The following is a 20,614-nucleotide window of genomic DNA, read 5'->3' as shown; positions in this document are numbered from 1 at the left end:
CACGGCCTGCCTAATGGCTGGGTCGCACTCACTCATAACGTGCTCCCCAGCCGCAGACCTAGTGGCTAAGTCCGACCACAGAACACCGCGTACCGCGATAACCTGTGTTCTATCCTTAGCCCACGGCCTGCCTAATGGCTGGGTCGCACTCAACTATTCAAAGTACGCCGCCAACTTCTCCGGCGTCAGGGTCGCCTTGTCTTTACCGGTCAGGTCGGCTTTGATCTGGCCGTCCTTCAAGACTAAGAGACGGTTGCCATAGTGGATGGCGTCTTCCATGTGGTGGGTGATCATCAGGGCGGTCAACTTGTCTTCGCGGATCCGCTGGTCGGTCGCCGCCATTAAAGTGGCACTGGTGTGGGGGTCGAGCGCGGCGGTGTGTTCGTCTAACAAGAGGATGTCGGGGCGCTTTAGGGTCGCCATCAAAAAGGAGAGCGCTTGGCGTTGACCCCCAGACAGGGCGCCGGTGGCCGTCATTAAGCGGTTTTCCAGCCCGTTATTCATCGTGGCGACCAGGGTCTTAAATTCGGTCAGCCGGGACTTGAGGCGGCGGAAGACCAGGTGGCGGGCCTGACCGCGTTTTTCGGCTAACAAGAGGTTTTCGGCCACCGTCATCCGCGGCGCCGTTCCTAGTTTGGGGTCTTGAAAGACCCGGGCTAAGAACTTGGTCCGCCCCTCCTGGGAGAGGTGGGTGATGTCTTGGCCGTTGTGGAGTAGTTGGCCGCCGTCCGCGGTCAGGTTGCCACCAATTACGTTGAAGAGGGTTGATTTCCCCGCCCCGTTGGTTCCGACGATCGTGATGAAGTCACCGGGGTTGATCGTCAGGTTAATCCCCTTGAGGATCGTGGTTTGGCTGGCGGTGCCGCGGTTGACAACCGTGGTGACGTTTTTTAGTTCGAGAATTGGTTTAGTCATGGGTGGCAACCCCCTTTAAGATTGGCTTTTTGATATTTAAGATCCGGTCAATTTGCGGGATCATCATGCATAAGGCGAGGACGATTGCGGAGAGTAAGTTGAGGTCGTTGGCCGAAAAACCGAGTTGCAAAACGGCTAGGAGGATCAACCGGTAGAGGATCGACCCCAGGGTAACGGCGACCAGGCGTTGGCCCAGCGTCAGTTCGCCAAAGGCTACTTCACCGATGATGATCGAGGCCAGGGCGATCACGATGGTCCCAATCCCCATGTTGATGTCGGCGTAACCGTTGGACTGGGCGATTAAGGCACCCCCCAGCCCAACCATCCCGTTAGAGATCATCAAGCCAACGATCGTCATCCGGTCGGTCCGGATCCCCATCGAGCGGGCCATGGTGGGGTTATCCCCGGTGGCGATGAAGGCCTGGCCGTAATCGGTGTTTAAAAAGAAGATTACTAAAACCGTCACGATCACAATCACGGTGAAACCGAGCACCACCGAGTCAAAGTACTGGGGCAGGCTCTTTAAGAAACCGTTGGAAAAGAGGGTGGTTTGGCCGAGCAGGGAGGTGTTGGACTTGCCCATGATCCGCAGGTTAATTGAGTAAGCGGCGGTCATGGTGAGGATCCCGGCTAAGAGGCTGGGGATCTTTCCCTTGGTGGTTAACAGCCCGGTGACTAATCCGGCGAGCATTCCGGCCCCGGTGGCGGCTAGTGAAGCCAAGAGCGGGTTGACCCCGTGGACGATCAGGGGATCAGGGTCACGGCGACGGCCGCCCCGAGCGGGAAGGTCCCTTCTACGGTCATGTCGGTAATGTTTAAAATGCGGAAACTAAGGTAAAGGCCGAGGCCAAGTAGCGCCCATAAGAGCCCCTGGCCGATGGCGGATGTGATTAGAGTCATTATTTAAATACCTCCCCGTGATCTTCGGCAGCCTTTTCGAAGGCCTTTGGTACCTTGAGGCCCAACTTATTAGCCTGCTTGAGGTTTAAGACTGGTTCCCCGTGACGAATGTATTCAATGGCGGTGGTTTCCGGCTTGGCCTTGCCCTTTAGAATGGCGACGACCACCTTGGCCCCTGCCACCCCGAGCTTGTACTGGTTGATACTGTAGGTGGCAACCCCGCCGTCTTTGACCATCGTGTCGGCCGCCGGGAAGACCGGCTTATTAGCGGCGTCGGCGTTTTTAACTAGCGTTTGCATCGCCCCGGCAATCGTGTTGTCGGTGGGCACGATGACGGCGTCAACTTCAGACAGCATTTGCTGGGAAACCTGGTCCAAGTCGTTGGAGTTAGCGATCGAATAGGACTTAAGGTTTAAGCCCATCTTCTTAGCCTGGGCGACGAATTGCTTGTGTTCCGATTCGGCTGACGGGTCCGAAGAAGTGTAGATGATCCCGAGGGTCTTGGCGTTTGGCATGAACTGGTGGACCAAGTGCAGTTGATCGGCGACCGGGGCCTGGTTGGAGATCCCGGTGATGTTGCCGCCCGGCTTTTTATCATTTTTAATCAGGCCGGCGCCCTTCGGATCGGTGACCGCCCCCAAGACGATCGGGATCTTCGTGGTGGCGTTGGCTAGGGCCTGGCTGGCTGGGGTGGTGATCCCAAACAGGACCGTGGAGTGGTCATTCACCAGCTTGGTGGCCATCGTCTTTAAGTTTGACTGGTCGCCCTGGGCGTTTTGGTATTCGATGGTGACGTTTTTGCCGTCCTTGTAGCCCTCCTTAGCTAGTTCGTCGACAAAGCCCTTGTAGATTTGGTCCAGGGCCGGGTGGTGCATCAGGGTTAAGACCCCGATTTTAGGCTTGCTGGTGGTGGTGAGGCTGCCCCCCTCCTTAAAGAAGGCGACCCCCAAAAAGGCCACGAGCAAGACGATCAGTGTGTACATCCGCTTCATTGATTTTTCTCCTTTCCAAAATAAAAGGGGTCCGCGTTTAACGGGCCCCTTTTGGGAAAAAAGAAACGCCCGTACGTGGATCCGTACGAGCGCCAAAGTATGCTTTGAAGCCGGTACAGATGCAATCTGAAAGATCCCAGGTTGCATCCGTAAACGGTCAACCTGAGTTACCGGCTTTGCCAGGCGTTATTCACTTGGATAAATGGGTTACTCATGTTGACCGCTCCTCTCGTTTGATTTGTAACCACTATACCGGAGTGGCGCTCAACCTGTCAACCAAAAATGAGAATAATTTAATTTGTTTGTTAGAAAGTGAGTGCGAACCAACCTTCTCGACAGGCCGTATGGCTAAGCTAGGACGGGGGTTAACGCAGAATGTGTTGTTCTCCGGCCTACTTAGGCACTAGGCCTGTGGTTGGTGAGCACGTTATCTGTGTAACCTGCGAGAATAGGGCCTGGGGAGATTTCTTCCATGTGCACGATTATTGGACTGGTTGGTTCGCACTTCCTATTAGTGTTACAATTAATTATTAGACTGAAAACGGGGGATTGATTTTCATGGCAGTACTAGACGTGTCCGGTTTGACGATGAGCTTCGCCGATAAAAAGCTCTACGATGACGCCAACTTCCAATTGGAACGCGGCGAACACATGGGGGTGGTCGGACAAAACGGGGCCGGCAAGTCGACTCTAATTAAGATCTTGATCGGCCAGCTCTTACCGGTCGCCGGGCGGGTCCAGTGGCAAAAAAACACCAAGATCGGCTATTTAGACCAGTACGTCGACATTCCGGCCGGGATGAACTTGATCGACTTCTTGCACACCGCCTTTGCCGACTTGTACGCCATCAACGACCAGATGAACCAACTCTACCAAGACTACGCCACGAAAATGGACGACCGGCTCTTGACCCGGGCCGGGCGCTTGCAAGAAGAACTCGACGCCCATAATTTCTACGGGCTGGAGACCGAAATCGAGCGGGTGATGGCCGGGTTGGGCTTAAACGAACTGGGCAAGGAGCACGTGGTTGCCGAGATGTCCGGGGGGCAGCGCTCTAAGATTATTTTGGCCAAGATGCTCTTGGAAAACCCGGACGTGATCCTTCTGGACGAACCGACCAACTACCTAGATACCGCCCACATTGAGTGGTTGATCGAGTACTTAAACGACTTCGCCGGGGCGGCGATGATCATTTCCCACGACTACGACTTCTTGGAACGGGTCACCAACACGATCGTCGACGTCTCCTTTGGCAAGATTACCAAGTACCGGGGCAGCTTTAAGCAGGCGATGCGCCAAAAAGAGGAGAAAAAGGCCCTCCAGGAGCGCGAGTACGAAAAACAACAGGAGGTCATCGATAAGGCCGAACACTTCATCAGGAAGAACAAGGCCGGTTCCAAGTCGACGATGGCTAAGTCGCGTGAAAAGATGCTGGCCCGGATGACCCGGATCGACCCGCCGGAGGATAACTTGAAGGCCTCCTTTAACTTCCCTTACGAAAACACCGGTTCGGCCAACGCCTTGCGGGTCGAAAACATCCAGGCTGGTTACGGCAAGCCACTCTTGGCGCCGGTTACCTTTTCGATGACCGGGGGCGAAAAGCTGCTCTTCTCCGGCTTTAACGGGGTCGGTAAGTCAACCTTGATTAAGACGATTTTGGGTAAGATCCCGGCGCTATCAGGGACCAGTACCTTCTCCCCGTCGGCGAAGATTAGCTACTTTGACCAGGACCTGATTTGGGATGACCCAACCAAGACGCCCCTACAAACGATTCAAGACCAGTTCCCGACCATGTTACCCAAGACGATTCGCCAGCGCTTAGCCAAGGCCGGCATCAACGCCGCCAACGCCCAAAAGCCAATGAACCTCTTGTCCGGGGGGGAACAGACCAAGGTCAAACTGGCCCTCTTGGAGCTGACGCCCAGCAACTTCTTGATCCTAGACGAGCCGACTAACCACCTCGACGACGAAACCAAGGAGGGGCTCAAGCGGGCCCTGCAAAATTTCCCGGGCAATTTAATTTTGGTTTCCCACGAGCAGTCCTTTACCAACGGCTGGCTGGATAAGGTCTTAAACGTCGAAAAATTAAGCCTTAAAAAATAGGGGTGCGCACTGTTAAACAAGAATTTAACCGCCAAGGAACCAGCCACGCCAATCCTTGGTATAATGGCCTTATACAAGGGGGGGACCACGATGACTGAACGAATTAAGATTTTTTCCCACAACGACTTGGATGGCTTTGGGGCGCCGTACCTGCTCCAAGCCGTTCAGGAGACCGTTTTTCCGGACACGACCTTTGACATTGATAACATCGGTGCCGGCCGGATCGACGAGTACTTTGACCACTGGTTGCACAGCCCGGAAGCCGGTAGCTTCACCGATGTGTACATCATGGACATGACGCCGGACTCCGAGCACACTTTCCAGGAACTAAACGCCAACTTCGCCAATCACTGGCTGATGTTTGACCACCACGAAAGCGAGGCCGAGGCCCGCCAGAAGCACGCCGCTAACGTGGTCACCCAAGCAGATGCGGACGTTAACCCGAGCGCGGCTAGCCTCGCTTGGGACTGGTTGACCACCCAGCCGCGGTTTGACCAGCTTAGTGCTGACCGGCGCCGCGACTTGGCCTACCTGATCGAGCTGATCCGGGCCTACGATACCTGGGACTGGCAAAACGACCCGAACATGAGCCAGGAGGTCCGGGTGGCCGCCGACGAGTTCGACCAGCTCTTCTGGTTCTACCCGCTCAGTCACTCGGCCGAGTTTGTCGAGCAGGTCTTTGCCCAGGGCTGGGAGCAGTACCGCCAGCAAAACGACCTGCTGGTCCAGACGCTGAATGACCGCCGAGACCACTACTTAAAGGGGCACTTAAAGGACCTGATGATCGAAGAAATCGCCGGTCACAAGTGGGGGATCGTCTACGCTAGCGACTACAAGTCCGAGATTGCCCACCGGCTGATGGAGGAAAACCCGGAGGTCGACGCGGCAATGGTCGTCGCCCCTACCAGTGTTTCCCTGCGGTCTAACGGCAAGGTCGACGTAGCTCAGTTTGCCGAGCAGTACTTCCGCGGTGGTGGCCACGTCGATGCCGCAGGCGGCCGCTTGGACGTTAACCTGATCCAAGTCGGAGAGCAAGCGGTGATCGACTTCGTCAAGGAAAAGATCGCCAACCAAGCAGAAGAAGCCAAGGAAGAAGAAACCACCCTCGCCGACAGCCTCGACCCGGAGCTGGCGGCTAAGATGGCGGCACTGTTTAAGAAGTGAGTGTGACCAACCTCCTCGACAGGTCGTATGACTAAGCTAGGACGGGGGGTAGTGCGGCACGCACTGTTCTCCGCCCGTACTTAGGCACTAGGCCTGTGGTTGGGAACACGTTATCTGTGTAATAGAAGTCAAAATCCCCAGTTAAGGAGTTCTTCCTTAGCTGGGGATTTATTTTTGCCTAAAATATAGCACCAACGGCCAGCCAATCAAGAGAATGATCATCCCGACCCAGACACCTGCCAGCCTAGCGCCCAAGAAATCGGGGCCAGACCAGTCTGGTGGGTGGAGAGGTTATAAAGCCCCACCCCCAGTAAGTAAAGCAAGCTGGGCAGGCCAAAGGCTTTGGCGAGTTTTTTAATCATTGGTGATCACAACCTTGGTGCCTTCCTTGATGTTTTCGTAGAACCACTTGGCGTCCGGCACGGATAAACGGACGCAACCGTGGGAGGCAGCCTTTTTACCGAGTTGTTTTGCTTCAGAAAGTTTGTAATTACCGGATTCATCGGTTGGGACGGAGTGGAAGAGATACTCACCGTGGTTTAACCAGGAAACCCAGTAATGGGCCCCTTCACCACTCTGTTGACTGTAAAAGTAAGTCCCCCGCTCAGCCTGGATGTAATAAGTCCCGGTTGGCGTATCGTTTTTACCGGTCCCGGTTGAGCAATACATCGTGTATAAGATCTTGCCGTTATCGATTAGGTAAACCCGCTGTTTCTTCTTGGAAACCTTGATCCATAGGTCGGGGTGGGCGTTGACGTCCGGGTAGGCGACCGTTTCCGATGACTTTTGCCAGTCAATTGGTGTCCGCATGACCGAACTAGTTTCTGATGTACTTGAAGAGCTGGCTTCGTTGGCGGTATCGACCCGGTGGTTACCCAAGAGGTTGGCAAACCCGATCGCCACGACTAAGGTGAGGGCAACGGCGAGCAGGCCGCGTTTTAATGAAGACCGCATTCTGATCCTCCTTTGATTTTCACTAATAGCTGGATTGTAGCACACTTTCACGAGCGGTGACCACCTTCCAGGTAATGGTAACCAAAGTTTAACCAAGTCGTAATCCCGACCGGTCGATCACTTAGTTAACGAAGTGACAATCTGAACGGTGATGAGTTCGGTATTAAATTAAATTTTTCTCATCGGATCCGTGACGGGGGTCAAGAAAGGGCAGAGGGGAGGCCCCGTTAATCAGAAATAGCGGTGGGGAACAAAGTGGTTGATCACGAAGAATATTAAATTATTCTAATTTTAATTAATAACTAAATCTAGTACAATCACAACCACAACATCTTGTGATTGGAGTGCAATGAATGGCTAAAGAAATCAATATCTTGTATATCTCGTTGAGTGGCAACACCCGAGATTTTGTGCGGCGCTTAACGGACTACTACCAAGACCTGGGGGTGGTGGTGAATTCGATTAACGTCCGTGAGAAACCGGACCGCCAAAAACTGACGGCGCCCTTCGTGACGATTTTGCCGGCCTTTTTAAACGGTGGCAACGGTCGCGATAACGGCTACAGCGAGATTCTATCACCGGCGCTGGGCCACTACCTCGCCTACGAAGGCAACTACCACCGCTGTTACGGGATCATCGGCAGCGGTAACCGTAACTTTAACCGCCAGTTCGCCCTGACGGCTAAGCAGTACGCCAAGCGGTTCGGTTTTCCCTACCTGACCGACTTTGAACTACGGGGCAGCGACAACGACATCACCCGGATCGGCCAACTGCTACTGGAACGGTCCCAGGCCTTTGAGGAGGAACAAGCATGACGGAAGAACGAACGGATCCACAATCCTATTTTTACTACAACAATCTAGTTAACATCCCGGAAAATGGCTCAATTGCCGTCCATTACGATCAGGACGCCTTAAAGGCCTACTTTAAAGACCACATCATTCCCCAAACGGTTCGCTTTCAAAGCCCCGCAAAACGGCGGGCGAAGCTGGTCGCTGACGACTACTTGGACGGGGCGGTTCTCGACCAGTACCCGGCGGAATTCATTGACCAATTAGAGGCCCGGGTGCGCGCCCACCACTTCCGCTTTAAGAGCTTCATGGGGGCTTACAAGTTTTACGCCCAGTACGCGATGAAGACCAACGACGGTAAGCGATTCCTGGAGGACTATAACGACCGGGTGGTGGCCAACGCCCTCTACTTGGCCCGCGGCGACCAACAGTTAGCCAAGGACCTGACCGACGAGTTGATTAATCAGCGCTACCAGCCGGCGACGCCCACCTTTTTAAACGCCGGTAAGAAGCGGCGCGGCCAGATGGTGTCGTGCTTTTTGATTGACGTCCAGGACTCGATGCTATCGATTGGTCGGGCGCTCAATTCGGCTCTCCAGCTGTCCCGGATTGGTGGCGGCGTTGGCGTCAACTTGTCGAACTTGCGGGCGGCTGGTGACCCGATTAAGAAGATCGAAAACGCCTCGTCTGGGGTCCTGCCGGTGATGAAGTTGTTAGAGGACGCCTTTTCTTATTCCAACCAGCTGGGGCAACGTAACGGCGCCGGGGTGGTTTATTTAAACGTCTTTCACCCTGATATCATGGCCTTTTTGGAGACCAAAAAGGAAAATGCCGACGAAAAGATCCGGGTCAAGACCCTCTCCTTGGGCCTGGTGGTGCCAGACAAGTACTACCAGTTGCTCAAGTCCAACGCCCCAATGTATTTATTTAGCCCCTACGACGTCGAGCGGGAACTCAAGACCCCCTTTTCCTACGTTGATTTGACCAAGGAGTACGACCGCCTGGTGGCCAACCCGCGGATCAAGAAGACGGCGATTTCAGCCCGCGAGCTGGAGCAAAAGATTTCCCGCCTCCAACAGGAATCGGGCTACCCCTACATCTTAAACATCGATCACGCCAATCGGGACAACCCGGTCGCCGGTAAGATCATCATGTCCAACCTCTGCAGCGAGATCCTCCAGCCCCAGGAACCGTCGACTTTGACGTCCGACCTGTCTTACGAAACGGTCGGCACCGATATTTCTTGCAACCTGGGCTCGACCAACATCGATAACATGCTGCAGGCCCCGGACTTTGGCCGTGCCGTTGAAGTGGCGGTGCGGGCGCTGACCAACGTCACTGACACCACCAACATTGAGGAGGTCCCTAGCATTGCTAAGGGCAACCGCCTCTACCACACGATCGGCCTGGGGGCGATGGGCCTCCACACCGCCCTGGCCCGCCGGCAGATTGAGTACGGCTCCCCGGAGGCACTCGAGTTTACCGAGGCCTACTTCTTAGCCCTGAATTACTACTCGCTTCTGGCCAGCCACCAGATTGCTAAGGAACGGGGCGAGACCTTCGCGGGTTTTAAAGACTCGCGTTACGCCGATGGTTCTTACTTTGACGACTACGTGACTAAGCCCTTCACCCTTAAGTTTGAAAAGAACCGGGCTGCTTTTTCAGGCGTTCACCTGCCGACGACGGCCGACTGGCAAGCCTTAAAAGAAGCGGTGCAAACGGATGGCTTGTACCACCGTAACCGGCTGGCGGTGGCGCCGAATGGCTCGATTTCTTACGTTAACGAAACTTCAGCCTCGCTGACGCCGATCACCCAACTGGTGGAACAGCGCCAGGAAAACAAGGTCGGTGCACTCTTTTATCCCGCCCCGTATCTTTCCAACGAGACTTTGCCTTATTACACGCCGGCTTACGACCTCGACCAGCGCAAGATCATTGACACCTACGCCGTGGCCCAAAAACACGTCGACCAGGGGATGAGCCTAACCCTGTTTATGCGCTCGACCTTGCCGACCGGCCTGTACGAGTGGAAAAAGCCTGACCAACCCAAGATGACGACGCGCGACCTAAACCGGCTGCGTAACTATGCCTGGACCAAGGGGATCAAGTCGCTGTACTACATTCGGACCTTTACCACCGACGACGAAATTCACACCGCCAACGAGTGTGAATCCTGCATGATTTAAGGAGGAAGCAATGGATTACTTGTACTACAAGGCAATTAACTGGGACGAACAAGAAGACCAGGTCGACCAAGCCACCTGGTTAAAGTTAACCAATAACTTCTGGTTGGACACCCGGGTGCCGATTACCGACGATCAACCTAGCTGGCACGCCCTGACGGCGCAGCAACAAGCCCAAGTGGGGCACGCCCTAGCCGGCCGGGCCCTCTTGAGCGCCTTCCAGTCCGAACTGGGGGCGCCGAGCCTACGGGCGGGACGGCGGACCCAACAAGAAGAGGCGGTCTTAAACTTGATCACCTTCATGGAGTCGGTCCACACCAAGGCGGTGACGACGATCTTCCGCCGCTTGACCGATGAAGAAACCACCGCTGCTTATTACGCTTGGGCTGACGGTCAGGCACCTCTTCAAGCGGCGCTGATCGACTTAACGAAGGGAATTGAAGGAGACGACCTAATGCGCCGCGGCCTCTTTTTGATCGCCGACACGGTCCTGTGTGCCGGTTTTGACTGGGCGGTCCTGACCCAGCCGGCCCTGGCCCAAACTAACCAAATGCTGAAAAATATTTTGACCGGGAACCTGATCTTTCGTGATTACCTGGCTTACAAATTCCGCCAGGGGATAGCTGAGCTGCCCTTTGCGAAACAAGAGGCCCTGGTAGCGCAACTAACGAAGGGTGCCCAATCGTTAATCAAGCTCGCCCACCAGCAAAACGAGGCCCTGTTAGAAGACGCCGGGGCGGCTAACGACTTGGTTGACTTCCAGTGGCGGATGCTCTTAGTGGCCCTTGGCCTGGGTGAACAACCAGCCGAAAGTGGCCCGGTAGCCCACCAAATCGATCAACTGGCAAATCAAGCTCAGGAAACGGTGGTGGTTGAAACGATCAAAGACGCCGACGCCACCGAGTTCATGAGCGATGACGATTACGATTTTTAGGAGGAGACAATGGCTTATACAAGCGTAAATTGGAACGTCGAAGAAGACGAATTTGACGAATACGTCTGGGACAAGGCAACCGCCCAGTTCTGGCTGGACACCCGGGTGCCGGTTTCAAACGACCGCGGCGATTGGCGAACCCTAACCGACAGTGAAAAGGGGGTCATCAATAAGGTCGTCGGGGGCTTGGCCTTGCTTGATACCCTGCAGTCAGAAGAGGGGGTCAACGTGATGCGAGAGGACGCCCGGACCCGCAAGGAAGTTGGCGTGATCAACGATTTCTTGATGATGGAATCGATCCACGCCAAGAGTTACGGGACGATCCTGAGCACTTTAAACGATCAAAAGACGATTGACGATACCTTTCACTGGATGAATAATGATCCGCGGATGCAATACAAGGTTCGTCGCATTAACGAGATTTACCAAAATGGCAATAACCTAGAAAAAAAGGTTGCTTCGGTCTTTTTGGAGGGGATCTTGTATTATTCCAACTTCTTCACCCCGCTGTGGTACCGGGGTAACAACAAGTTGGCCAACCTTTCAGAGGTCATCAAGTTGGTGATCAGAGACGAATCGGTCCACGGTACCTACCTGGGTTACAAGTTCCAACAGGCCTTTGCCGAACTGACCCCGGATGAGCAAACCCGCTTCCGGGCCTGGATGGATGACCTCTTAGCTGACCTGTTGGAAAACGAGTTCGCCTTTACCGAGGTCGTTTACGCTCCCATTCAGATGGTCGAGGATGTCAAACAGTTCGTCCGCTACAACGCCAATAAGGCGATGAACAACATGGGCTTTGCCGCCATCTTTAACCACGCCGCCATTGAAGACATTAACCCGATCGTGATGAACGGGATCTCGACGGAGACGGCCAACCATGACTTCTTCTCCCAGGTTGGGGCCGGCTACTTGATGGGCAACGCCGAGGCGATGTCCGATGAGGATTATGATTTTTAGGAAGTGTGACCCAACCGATAAACAAAAAAGCACCCCACGGGGTGCTTTTTTGTTACTGGGGTTGAGAAATCCTTCCCAATCCCTAATTTGATTTTTGCCTATTCCACAGATAACGTGCTCCCAACCACAGGCCTAGTACCTAAGTCTGGCCGCAGAACATCGCTGACGCGCTAACCTGCGTCCTATCCTTAGTCATACAGCCTGTCGAGGAGGTTGGGTCGTACTTCTTATTTACTTAACCGGTAGTCTGCCTGATCGGTACCACCCGGTTCGTAGGCCCGCATCCCCATCGCCGCCCGGTAGAGGGCCCGTTCAAAGGACTGGACGGAAAATGAGGAGGTATTGGTAAACGGCAGGTCGTACTTCTTGGCAATCTCGGCGGCCGACCAGGAGGTGGCGTGCTTGCTGTAGGCGGCGATCATCACAATCAGGTCGACGCCCTTAAGTTGGCGTTCCATCAGGCGCTTTTTGGGAATAAAGCTATCCACAATCCGTGGCTTACCGTTGTAACGCTTGACGATCCGTTCAAAGAGGACGTGGTTTTGCCCGCGCCCCACGATGATGGCGACCTTTTTCCCCTTCAGGTCCAGGTCGTAAGTCGGCTTGGCCGCTGGTTTGGGCTTGGCAACTTGTTTTGGCGCCGGTTTTGCCTGCCGGATTTGACTGGCGATCGTTGGCTTGGCACTAGCTTCGACCGGGTAGTGCCAACGGATGTGGGGTTCAAAGGGGTTAACGTCGGCGGGTTGCCCCGTGTACCAGGCTAGTTCAACGATGGAGCCTTCGTTGATCTCCATCCGTTCGATACTAAGCGTTTCCACTTGGTAACTCGTCTGTTGGCCATTGATGACGAGGGGAGCGCCGCTAACGTTTTGGCGGACGACCAGTTGGCCCGGACCCAGCTTTTCGACCTTCCCGTACCCGAAGGTGGCAATGGTAGAAGCCGGCACGTCCTTAGCGTGCCCCACCACCTTCTTGATTAGTAGGGTGCCGTCGCGGTGGCCGGGTGTGGCGACCACTTCGTCACCGTGTTGAATGCCAAACTGGCGGACAAGCGGTTCGGTGATGTGTTCGATATCTTGGTGATCGGCGTCCATCAGCATGGCCCCATTCAGTTGCCGCCGTACGAGGTAGTGGTGGGCCTTTAAGCGTGGTCGCTTAGCCGCCTGGCGTTCCTCTTTGGCGACTGAAGCGGCAAACAGTTCCGCAAAGCTGGGTTCTGCCGGGGCGGACTTGGCGGCCGGTGAAGGAGTCGCTGGCGCCGTTGAGGCAGGCTTGGCTGGCGCTGGGCTTACCGGCGCCTCGTTAACTGCGGTGTTGTCCGTTTTAGCTGGGGTGGCTTCCTTAACTTCCGGCGCGTCTGTTGGCTCCGCCGTTGGTGCCTGCTCCTTGACCAAGTTGGTGATGGCGCCGTGCAGGCTGGCGGTCACCTTTTTGAGCCGCTTTAAATGGCTCTTAGCCAGGCCTAGTTCGCCGGCCAGGGCTTCCTGGTCTTCTTTGCTCAGGTCGTCAATTAGGGCGGTGAGCCGTTTTTCCACCGGATCAAAGTCCACCGTGGCCAGGGGATCTTTGACCAGCTGGTTTAGGCAGCCGTCAAAATCCAGGATCAGGTTTTTGATGGTTTGGTGGGCGCTGAACTGTTCGCCACTGTATTTGACTGGTTCAAGGTCGTCTTGACCCGTGGGTTGGTTTAACGATGGGGCTGGGGTGGCCTCTGGTTCCGGCGTCACGGCAACTGGTTCCGGCGCCGCTTCTGGCTGGTCCTCCTCAACTGGGGTAACGTTAGCCTCCGGTGGCGTGGCGACCGTTTCTGTTGCCGGAGCACTAGCGTCTGCGGTAGTTTTCGTGAGTGTTTGTTCAATCAGGTTCGCCAGCGCGCGCAAGGCGGCTGGTCCGTTGGTTAGCTCGGGGGCTTGGCTCCCAAAGCTGTTCAGGACGGTTTGTAAGTCCTGGCGGTAATCGTACATTTTAAATCCTCCCGTGGTTTGATTAACCGGCGTATATCCCCAATGCACGGCTAATCAAACGAAAAATTAATCAATAGTTTCGTACCTTCTATCTTACCGGACTTTGGGGGTGATGAAAAGGGAAGTGCTCCCCAACCTAGTGAAAACAAAAAGGCTGGGAGCAGGTAACGGCTCTCAACCTTTTTGAATGTTACAGAGATAACGTGCTCCCCAACCGCAGGCCTAGTGGCTAAGTCTGGCCGGAGAACGACGCCAGGGAGGGCGTCAACCCCCGTCCTATCCTTAGCCTACGGCCTGCTTTACGGTTGGGTCGCACTTCTTTTTATAAATCCAACAACTGTTCAGGGGAAGTCAGCATGAAGTCGGCGTCGGCCAGCTTATCCTTATCGCCGGAGCCGTACAAAGCGGCGGCAAACTTGATCCCGGCGGCGTGGGCGGCTAGCAGGTCGTTAACCGTGTCACCGACGTAAACGGCTTCGCTTAAGTCGGTGTTACCCAGGCGCTTTAAGGCGACTTGGATCATGTCCGGGGCCGGCTTACCGTGTTTGACGTCATCAAAGGTGACCGCCGTCTTGAAGTTCTTGGCAAAGGCAAACTTAGCGGCGATGTGTTCTTGGTATTCGGCGCCTAACTTAGAAGTCGCCACGGCTAGGGACGTTCCCGGCCGGTTGGCTAACTTGGCCAGCGTGTCTTCTACGCCCGGGAAGATCGTCGTCCGGTCCTCGCGTTCGTAAGAGAGCTTGAACCAGTCGGCTAAAATTGCCTCGTGCTGGTCTTCCGGGATCTGGGAGATGACCAGGGCGTCCTTACCGGTGATTCCAAAGAGGTCGTGCTTCATGCGTTCGGCCTCTTCTGGCGAGTAGGTGTAACCGTACTTGGCCAAGACGTCAATCATGGCCGGCATGTACATTTCGTAGGTGTTGATCAGGGTGCCGTCAACGTCGAAGATGAAGTTTTTCATTGCTGTTCCCCCAAATGGTGTTTACTTGTTAAAGGTGCCCGCTTCGACCTGGCGAATGAAGTCGGCCAGGTGCTTGTAGTAGACATCCGGGTTGTCGATCATGTGGTGGTGGCCACCGTTTGGCGTGGTGACCAGCTTGGAGTTTGGAATCAGGCTGGCCATCGTTTCGGCCGTTTGCAGTGGCATCGTTTCGTGTTCCCCAAAGGTTAACAGGGTTGGCACGGTGATCTTTGGTAATTGGTCGCGGAAGTGCCAGTCCTTGAGCTTACCGGTAATGACGAATTCGTTGTCCCCTTGGAAGGCGTTATAAACGGCGGTACCGCCCAAATCCTTGACGTGGTACAGGCGGGACGGTTGCTTACGGTCAACGAAGTTTTCGTTTAAGACCTGGACGTCTTGTTGGTAGCGGTCGTTGTCGTAGTCGTTGTTTTCTTCGCACTTCTTCATGAAGACGACTTCTTCGGCCGGCAGGACTTCTTCGCGGCATTGGTTAACGTGGGCAACGTATTCGTCGATTTCGTCAACCATGGAGGAGATGATGGCTCCCTTCAAGTGGTCGCCGTACTTAACCGCGTACTCTTGGACTAAGAGCCCACCCCAGCTTTGGCCGATCAAGTAGAAGTTGTCGATGCCTAGCTTTTGGCGGACTTCTTCGACTTCATCCAAGAAGTATTCGTAGGTCAAGTACTTGTCGGCGATCGCCGGGTTTTGGTAGTCCGGTTGGTCGGAGTACAGGGAGCCCAGTTGGTCGTACATGTGGACCTGGACATTTAAGCCCTGCTTTTGCAGTTGGGCCGCCGTGTCTTCCCAGTATTCGTGGTTACCACCGGGGCCACCGTGCAGGGCCAAGAGGTGGATGGTACCTTCCCCTTGGGTGTTGGTCCACAGGTGGTAGCCGTTATCAAGCGTCAAAATCGTTGTGCCTTGTTTCAAAATTTTCAACTCCCATTCTCTTTGCGTCATCAACTAACGGTTTCCATTGTACCGCAAATTTTAATTAATATTAGCCGGAAATCCCGTGACTTTAGTCATGGGATGGATAGGCCACTATTGAGCCCCTTTATGGGGCTTTTTGTTTGTTTCTGTATATTTTTGGTTATTGATATATTTCTCGACAACTTCTTTGCTCATATTGCCCAATGTACTCATATAGTAACTCGGCGACCAAAGATGACCGCCCCAATATTGGCTACATCGTATTTCTGGATGATTCTGTAAAAAAATATAGGCACTACGTCCTTTGAGCGCCTTAATGGCACTAGCCGGAGCTTTGCTTGGCGGAAAACTGATCAGCATATGAATGTGATCCGGCATGACTTCCATCTTTTCGATTACGATGTCATTGTCATCTGCAACTTGCTGCAAGATAGCTTTCATTTCGTTAGATAAGACCTCGGTTGTAAAAGTCTGATTGCGATACTTAGTTACCCAGATCAAATGATAATGGAAATTATAGATATAACGACGAGTATAAATGGCATCTTTGATTTTTTCTTTAGTCATAATATGCTCTCCTTTGTTAATACATTGACATCATGATATAATGTTATCATGTCAATAAAGGAGGTGAAATCAAATGAAGTCAATGGCAAAAATGGAATATCATTATGGCCTAAAAATGCGCTGCTATCCTAGTGACCAACAAAAGCAGTTGATTAAAATCAACAGTGACGCTAGTCGCTTTATCTATAACGAAATGGTTGCGATCAATAAGGAACTGATGCAGCTTCGCAGAGTTAAGCTACCGATTGACATAGTTCAGGATCGTATTAAGCAACTAACTATGCGCCAAAACGCTAAGCAAATGTCTAATCACTATCAATTCTTAGAAGATAAACGAATTGATAGTTTGACGAAAGCTAATGCCATTCAGAACTATCGAAAAGCTTGGAATGCTTTTCGGAAGGTTCACGCCACTGGCGTTCCCAAATTTCATCGAAAGAGTTATCACTGGCGGTATCAAACCAATTGTCAATACCCGGGGCAAAAAACTGCGTTGCTAACTAACGGTACAGTCTGTTTTCTAGATAATAGTCATGTCAAAGTACCTAAAATAGGACTGTTACGTGTTGCCGGTTCGCAAGCACGGCTTTTGAAAAGAATATGCGAGACTAGAATTGGTACCGTGACGTTGACTAAAGATTCAGCGGATCGCTTCTTTTTATCAATGCAGTTAGCTTCAGATGAATCTTTTGTTAAAGTGTCCAAAGCTACTCATGGACATGTTGGAATTGATCTTAATACTGATAACTTCTTAACCGACAGTGAAGGCAACATAGTTCCTAATCCACGATATTACCGCACTATTAAAGGCAAATTAGCCAAAGAACAGCGCATTTTATCTAGACGGCAACAACGTGCAAAAAAAGAACATCGTTCTTTACGAGATAGTAAAAATTATCAAAAACAGCGCTTGTTAGTCGCTAAACTCCATGCCAAGGTAATGAACCAAAGGCATAATTTTCTCCAACAAATTTCTACCGCATTAATCAAGAACCACGATTTAGTAGTAGCCGAGGAGTTGCGTAGCAAGAATTTGCTTAAAAATCATGCTTTGGCACTTAGTATTTCTGACGTTGGCTGGCGAACATTTCTTGGCATGTTGGCTTATAAAGCAAAGCTTTATGGGCGTCAATTTATCACAATCAACCCAAGAAATACTACCCAAACATGTCGCGATTGTGGCTTTGTAATGGGCACTAATGGGACGGACAAACTAACATTAGATGATAGAAACTGGACTTGTCCTAACTGTGGTATTCACCATATTCGTGACTGGAACGCAGCTAAAAACATTCTTGATAAGGGAATAGCTAAACTAGCCTAGCTTATCTGTCCCTATGGCAACCTGGGGACATAAAAGGCGTTGGTAATTAGACGACCGCTGTTTGATTACAATTTCAGTTGGTCAAATAAGTTGTCCCTATCTACGCAAATTGTGGTTCGAAATCCGTGATGATATTCGGCTCACAAGCCACTGACTTTAGTCAGTGGTGGTTGACGCAGTTGAAAACGGTCGCTAGGCAAAGTCGGCTGGGAGTCGGAGTTCGACCGTGGCCGGGTCGATCGTGTAGGTGGCCTTTTCGTTGCCCCGCACCGTCATCAAGTAGTCGGTGGCAAAGAGGATTAACTCCAGCTGGTGGCCGTCCTCTAAGTGGTGGTAGACCGGCTGTAAGGGCAGGGTTAGGGTGACGGTTTGGTTTGGTTGGTAGTCGTCCGGTTTGGCGAGGCTGTGGCGGTTTTGCAGGTTAAGGTGGCCGTAGGAGATGACGTGGTAGTCGCTCGGCTCCTTTTCCAACTTGAACTCGCGCAGGTCATCGTACTTCCATTGGTAGCCCAGCGGAATGGCGTTTTTGCCCAACAGGACCGGGTTCTTGGTCAAGCGCCGAGCGGTCCCGCGGTCAACTAGGTACGCCGATAAGAGGCCGTGGTCGAGGTTGGTGGCCACGTCAACGGTCAGCTGCGGGGTACCGCGTAAAACCAGGTCGCCGGCCATTACCTCGGTGGCAAAGTGGGCCGAAAACTGGCCGTCGTCGTTTAACAGGGCGGTTTGCCACTTGGCCGGGTGGGCGCACCAGTCTTGGTAGGTGGCGTCTGCTTGGTGGTCGTTAAAGGTGATGGGGCTGGCTGAAGTAGCAGCGCCCTTCACCAGTTGGTGGTCGGCCACGTGGTAGGTAAAGTTCATCCGGCCGTCCCATGCCTGAGCGACTTGCCAGTTGTCTTCTTGGCGGTTGTCTTCGAAGAGCACCCGCGGTAAGACTTGATCGGCGTCGTTTTTGACACCCCACAGCTTATCGGCCAGCCACAGGTTAACCATTTCGCTAAAGTCCAGGGAGGCAAAGGCATTGATGTAGATGTGTTGACCCTGGTGAAGGATCAGGTGGGCCGGGTGGTCGGCCGCCTTTAAGTAGTCGTCTAAGGCCTTAACGTGGACCGGCTTGACGTTGGTGTCGTTTAGGCCGTGGACCATCATCACGGCCGCCTTAATGCCGGAGAAGTGGGGGTGGTAATTGCGCCGGGCCCAAAAGTCGTTGTAGTTACCACTTGCCCGGTCTTGGGCGGCGGTCATTTGCTGGAGGTACTTTTGGTTGGTGCTTTCGATGTGTTGGTAGTCGGCGGCGGACTTGGTGCGGCTGAAGGTTTCGGCCGCTAAGACGTCGGCGTCTTCGCCCTGGAAGCCGCCCGGGGCCACCACCAGGCCGCCCTCGCGGTAGTAGTCGTACCAAGAGGAGATGGCGGCTTCTGAAATGATCGCATCGAGCCCCGCGACCCCGGTGGTGGCGACCGCCGTCGCCAAGGTTCCCAGGTAGGAACGCCCGGTCATCGCCACGTGTCCGTTGGACCAGTCGGCGACCACGCTCTGGTTGCTGGTTCGGTCGCTAAAGGCCACCCGGTCGCCGTGAAGCCACTCGACGACCGCCTTCATCGCCTCGGTTTGTTCCGGCGAGCCACAGGTCTGCAGGCCGTCGGAGTCCTTGGTCCCGATTCCGGCCGAGTAAACGACGGCGTAGCCACGGGTGGCCAGGTAGTCGTTTAAGGTGTATGACGGGGTGGCCGCAAAGCTTTCGCTCGCCGGCCCGACTCCCTGGATGTCGCGGTGCTGGGCGGGAGTCGGGAAGGTTGCTTCGGCCGGGCTGTCGGCGTCAGGATCCTTGTGGGTGAGGGGCACGTTAACGTCGTGGGTGATCTTTTCGCCCCACTCGTCGTTGGTGCCCTGGTTGTACGGACTCGCGGTAAAGAGAACCGGGACCTTGAGCCCCTGGTTGGAATCAGCCGGGCGGATTACCTCGGCCTTAACTAGGTCGGCCTTCCCATCGAAGTCGGTGTCGAGGTCGGTTTGGACGTAAACGACCTCGTGGATGAAGCGGTGGGGGTTAAAGGAGGCGACTGGTTTACCGTTGAAAAAGATCGGCTTTTGGCTGGCCGGCAGGTGGTAGGTCCAGGTGAGCATCCCCTGGCTGGTCAGCTTGTCGAGCAGGCTGATCCCGTTTTTGGTCCGGGTCAACAAGAGCAGGTAGAAGGAATCGATCACCGCTGCTTGGTCCCATTCCTCGTGGTAGTGGTGGGGAAGGTTGCTACGCTTGATCCCCAGCAGGGGGTATTCGAGCGGGAAGTCGACGGCGACTTCAAAGTCGAGCAGCTGGAGGGCCAGCAGGTAGAACACGGCGTCGGTTGGTTGCTCGTCTTCTTTAAACCAGTCGTAGGCGTTGGTGGTTGGCGTGGCCAGGAGGCTCTTTAACCAGGCGGCCCGGCCGGCGTCACTGGTGGTTTCCAGGTGGGTTCGCAAAAGGAGGGCCAACAGGAGCTGGCTGGCCGAGAGGTTTTCGTCGCCGTCCATTAGCAGGTGGAGGGCCTTTAATTCGTGACGGCGGGTGGCGTCGTCGGTTTGAATCAGTGAGAATTGGTTGACTTTCACAATGAACACCCTTTCAAAATTGGCAATTTGTATCATTATAACGCAATCAACAGCGAGAAGTGGCAAGTTAGCCGTGTAGCGGGTGAGGAGCAAAAACAAGACAGGGCAAATGTTTAGATTTGCGTAATATGGAAGTGCGACCCAACCTATCAAGCAGGCCGTGGGCTAAGGATAGGACACAGGTTATCGCGGAACGCGGTGTTCTGTGGCCGGACTTAGCCACTAGGCCTGCGGTTGGGGAGCACGTTATCTTAGGAAGTGCGACCAACCTCCTTGACAGGCCGTATGACTAAGCTAGGGCAAGGGTTGCCGCCTAGGTGGTGTTCTTTGCCCGGACTTAGCCACTAGGCCTGCGGTTGGGGAGCACGTTATCTGTC

General features: G+C 53.9%; 16 protein-coding genes and 1 pseudogene. 7 read left to right on the top strand and 10 right to left on the bottom strand.

Annotation, left to right across the window (positions count from 1 at the left end; all coding sequences use genetic code 11):
- Positions 1-153: 153 nt before the first annotated feature.
- The 3 genes and pseudogenes from FG166_RS08990 to trpX all read right to left on the bottom strand — a co-directional run bounded on the left by FG166_RS08990 (position 154) and on the right by trpX (position 2,807).
- Positions 154-915, bottom strand: coding sequence for an ABC transporter ATP-binding protein (locus FG166_RS08990; RefSeq protein WP_003681249.1), 762 nt, complete (start codon positions 913-915; stop codon positions 154-156).
- Positions 908-1,815: pseudogene (locus FG166_RS08985) on the bottom strand (ABC transporter permease). The gene FG166_RS08990 and the pseudogene FG166_RS08985 overlap by 8 nt, the downstream one beginning before the upstream one ends.
- Positions 1,815-2,807 carry a tryptophan ABC transporter substrate-binding protein gene (gene trpX, locus FG166_RS08980; protein WP_012391709.1) on the bottom strand — a complete coding sequence of 331 codons (993 nt, stop codon included), beginning with the start codon at positions 2,805-2,807 and terminating at the stop codon, positions 1,815-1,817. The pseudogene FG166_RS08985 and the gene trpX overlap by 1 nt, the downstream one beginning before the upstream one ends.
- A gap of 558 nt (positions 2,808-3,365) precedes the next feature.
- Here trpX and abc-f point away from each other — a divergent pair.
- Together abc-f and FG166_RS08970 are read left to right on the top strand one after the other, a co-directional pair.
- On the top strand, positions 3,366-4,910 hold the full coding sequence (gene abc-f / locus FG166_RS08975) for a ribosomal protection-like ABC-F family protein (protein WP_003681253.1): 1,545 nt from the start codon (positions 3,366-3,368) through the stop codon (positions 4,908-4,910).
- Positions 4,911-5,000: 90 nt separating this feature from the next.
- Entirely contained in the window at positions 5,001-6,074 is a 1,074-nt protein-coding gene (locus FG166_RS08970; protein WP_035430690.1) for a DHHA1 domain-containing protein, read from the top strand.
- 218 nt (positions 6,075-6,292) lie between these two features.
- Here the strand turns inward: FG166_RS08970 and FG166_RS08965 are convergent, their stop codons facing one another.
- Both FG166_RS08965 and FG166_RS08960 read right to left on the bottom strand, forming a co-directional pair.
- Positions 6,293-6,436, bottom strand: coding sequence for a hypothetical protein (locus FG166_RS08965; RefSeq protein WP_003681255.1), 144 nt, complete (start codon positions 6,434-6,436; stop codon positions 6,293-6,295).
- Positions 6,429-7,028, bottom strand: coding sequence for a L,D-transpeptidase (locus FG166_RS08960; protein WP_003681256.1), 600 nt, complete (start codon positions 7,026-7,028; stop codon positions 6,429-6,431). The genes FG166_RS08965 and FG166_RS08960 overlap by 8 nt, the downstream gene beginning before the upstream one ends.
- A gap of 353 nt (positions 7,029-7,381) precedes the next feature.
- Here FG166_RS08960 and FG166_RS08955 point away from each other — a divergent pair, with 353 nt between their 5' ends.
- From FG166_RS08955 to nrdF, 4 genes are read left to right on the top strand one after another with little or no spacing between them, the layout of a single operon-like run.
- The gene (locus FG166_RS08955; RefSeq protein WP_003681257.1) at positions 7,382-7,843 is read left to right on the top strand and encodes a class Ib ribonucleoside-diphosphate reductase assembly flavoprotein NrdI; all 462 of its coding nucleotides are present in this window, start codon (positions 7,382-7,384) and stop codon (positions 7,841-7,843) included.
- On the top strand, positions 7,840-10,005 hold the full coding sequence (gene nrdE, locus FG166_RS08950) for a class 1b ribonucleoside-diphosphate reductase subunit alpha (RefSeq protein ID WP_003681258.1): 2,166 nt from the start codon (positions 7,840-7,842) through the stop codon (positions 10,003-10,005). The genes FG166_RS08955 and nrdE overlap by 4 nt, the downstream gene beginning before the upstream one ends.
- A 10-nt stretch (positions 10,006-10,015) precedes the next feature.
- A complete protein-coding gene (locus FG166_RS08945; RefSeq protein ID WP_003681259.1) occupies positions 10,016-10,936 on the top strand; it encodes a ribonucleotide-diphosphate reductase subunit beta in 921 nt (306 codons plus the stop codon).
- Between the two features lie 9 nt (positions 10,937-10,945).
- Entirely contained in the window at positions 10,946-11,896 is a 951-nt protein-coding gene (gene nrdF, locus FG166_RS08940) for a class 1b ribonucleoside-diphosphate reductase subunit beta (RefSeq protein WP_003681260.1), read from the top strand.
- A 227-nt stretch (positions 11,897-12,123) separates the two neighbouring features.
- Here nrdF and FG166_RS08935 read toward each other — a convergent pair whose 3' ends face one another.
- The 4 genes from FG166_RS08935 to tnpA all read right to left on the bottom strand — a co-directional run bounded on the left by FG166_RS08935 (position 12,124) and on the right by tnpA (position 16,324).
- Complete coding sequence (locus tag FG166_RS08935) at positions 12,124-13,860, bottom strand: DUF2325 domain-containing protein (RefSeq protein WP_003681261.1); 1,737 nt, start codon at positions 13,858-13,860, stop codon at positions 12,124-12,126.
- Positions 13,861-14,182: 322 nt separating this feature from the next.
- Entirely contained in the window at positions 14,183-14,821 is a 639-nt protein-coding gene (locus tag FG166_RS08930) for an HAD family hydrolase (protein ID WP_003681263.1), read from the bottom strand.
- 21 nt (positions 14,822-14,842) lie between these two features.
- Positions 14,843-15,754, bottom strand: a complete 912-nt coding sequence (locus FG166_RS08925; RefSeq protein WP_024501211.1) for a proline-specific peptidase family protein — start codon at positions 15,752-15,754, stop codon at positions 14,843-14,845.
- A gap of 114 nt (positions 15,755-15,868) precedes the next feature.
- A complete protein-coding gene (gene tnpA, locus FG166_RS08920) occupies positions 15,869-16,324 on the bottom strand; it encodes an IS200/IS605 family transposase (protein ID WP_137876780.1) in 456 nt (151 codons plus the stop codon).
- A gap of 73 nt (positions 16,325-16,397) precedes the next feature.
- Here tnpA and FG166_RS08915 point away from each other — a divergent pair, with 73 nt between their 5' ends.
- Entirely contained in the window at positions 16,398-17,648 is a 1,251-nt protein-coding gene (locus FG166_RS08915; protein ID WP_178958872.1) for an RNA-guided endonuclease InsQ/TnpB family protein, read from the top strand.
- A 192-nt stretch (positions 17,649-17,840) separates the two neighbouring features.
- Here FG166_RS08915 and FG166_RS08910 read toward each other — a convergent pair whose 3' ends face one another.
- Positions 17,841-20,237 (bottom strand): Xaa-Pro dipeptidyl-peptidase, encoded by a 2,397-nt coding sequence (locus FG166_RS08910; protein ID WP_014562675.1) that lies wholly within the window; start codon positions 20,235-20,237, stop codon positions 17,841-17,843.
- Between the last annotated feature and the right edge of the window lie 377 nt (positions 20,238-20,614).

This window comes from Limosilactobacillus fermentum (assembly GCF_013394085.1).
Lineage (GTDB): Bacteria > Bacillota > Bacilli > Lactobacillales > Lactobacillaceae > Limosilactobacillus > Limosilactobacillus fermentum.
The sequence above is the reverse complement of the archived record's forward strand: the minus strand, read 5'-3'. Positions and strand labels throughout refer to the sequence as shown.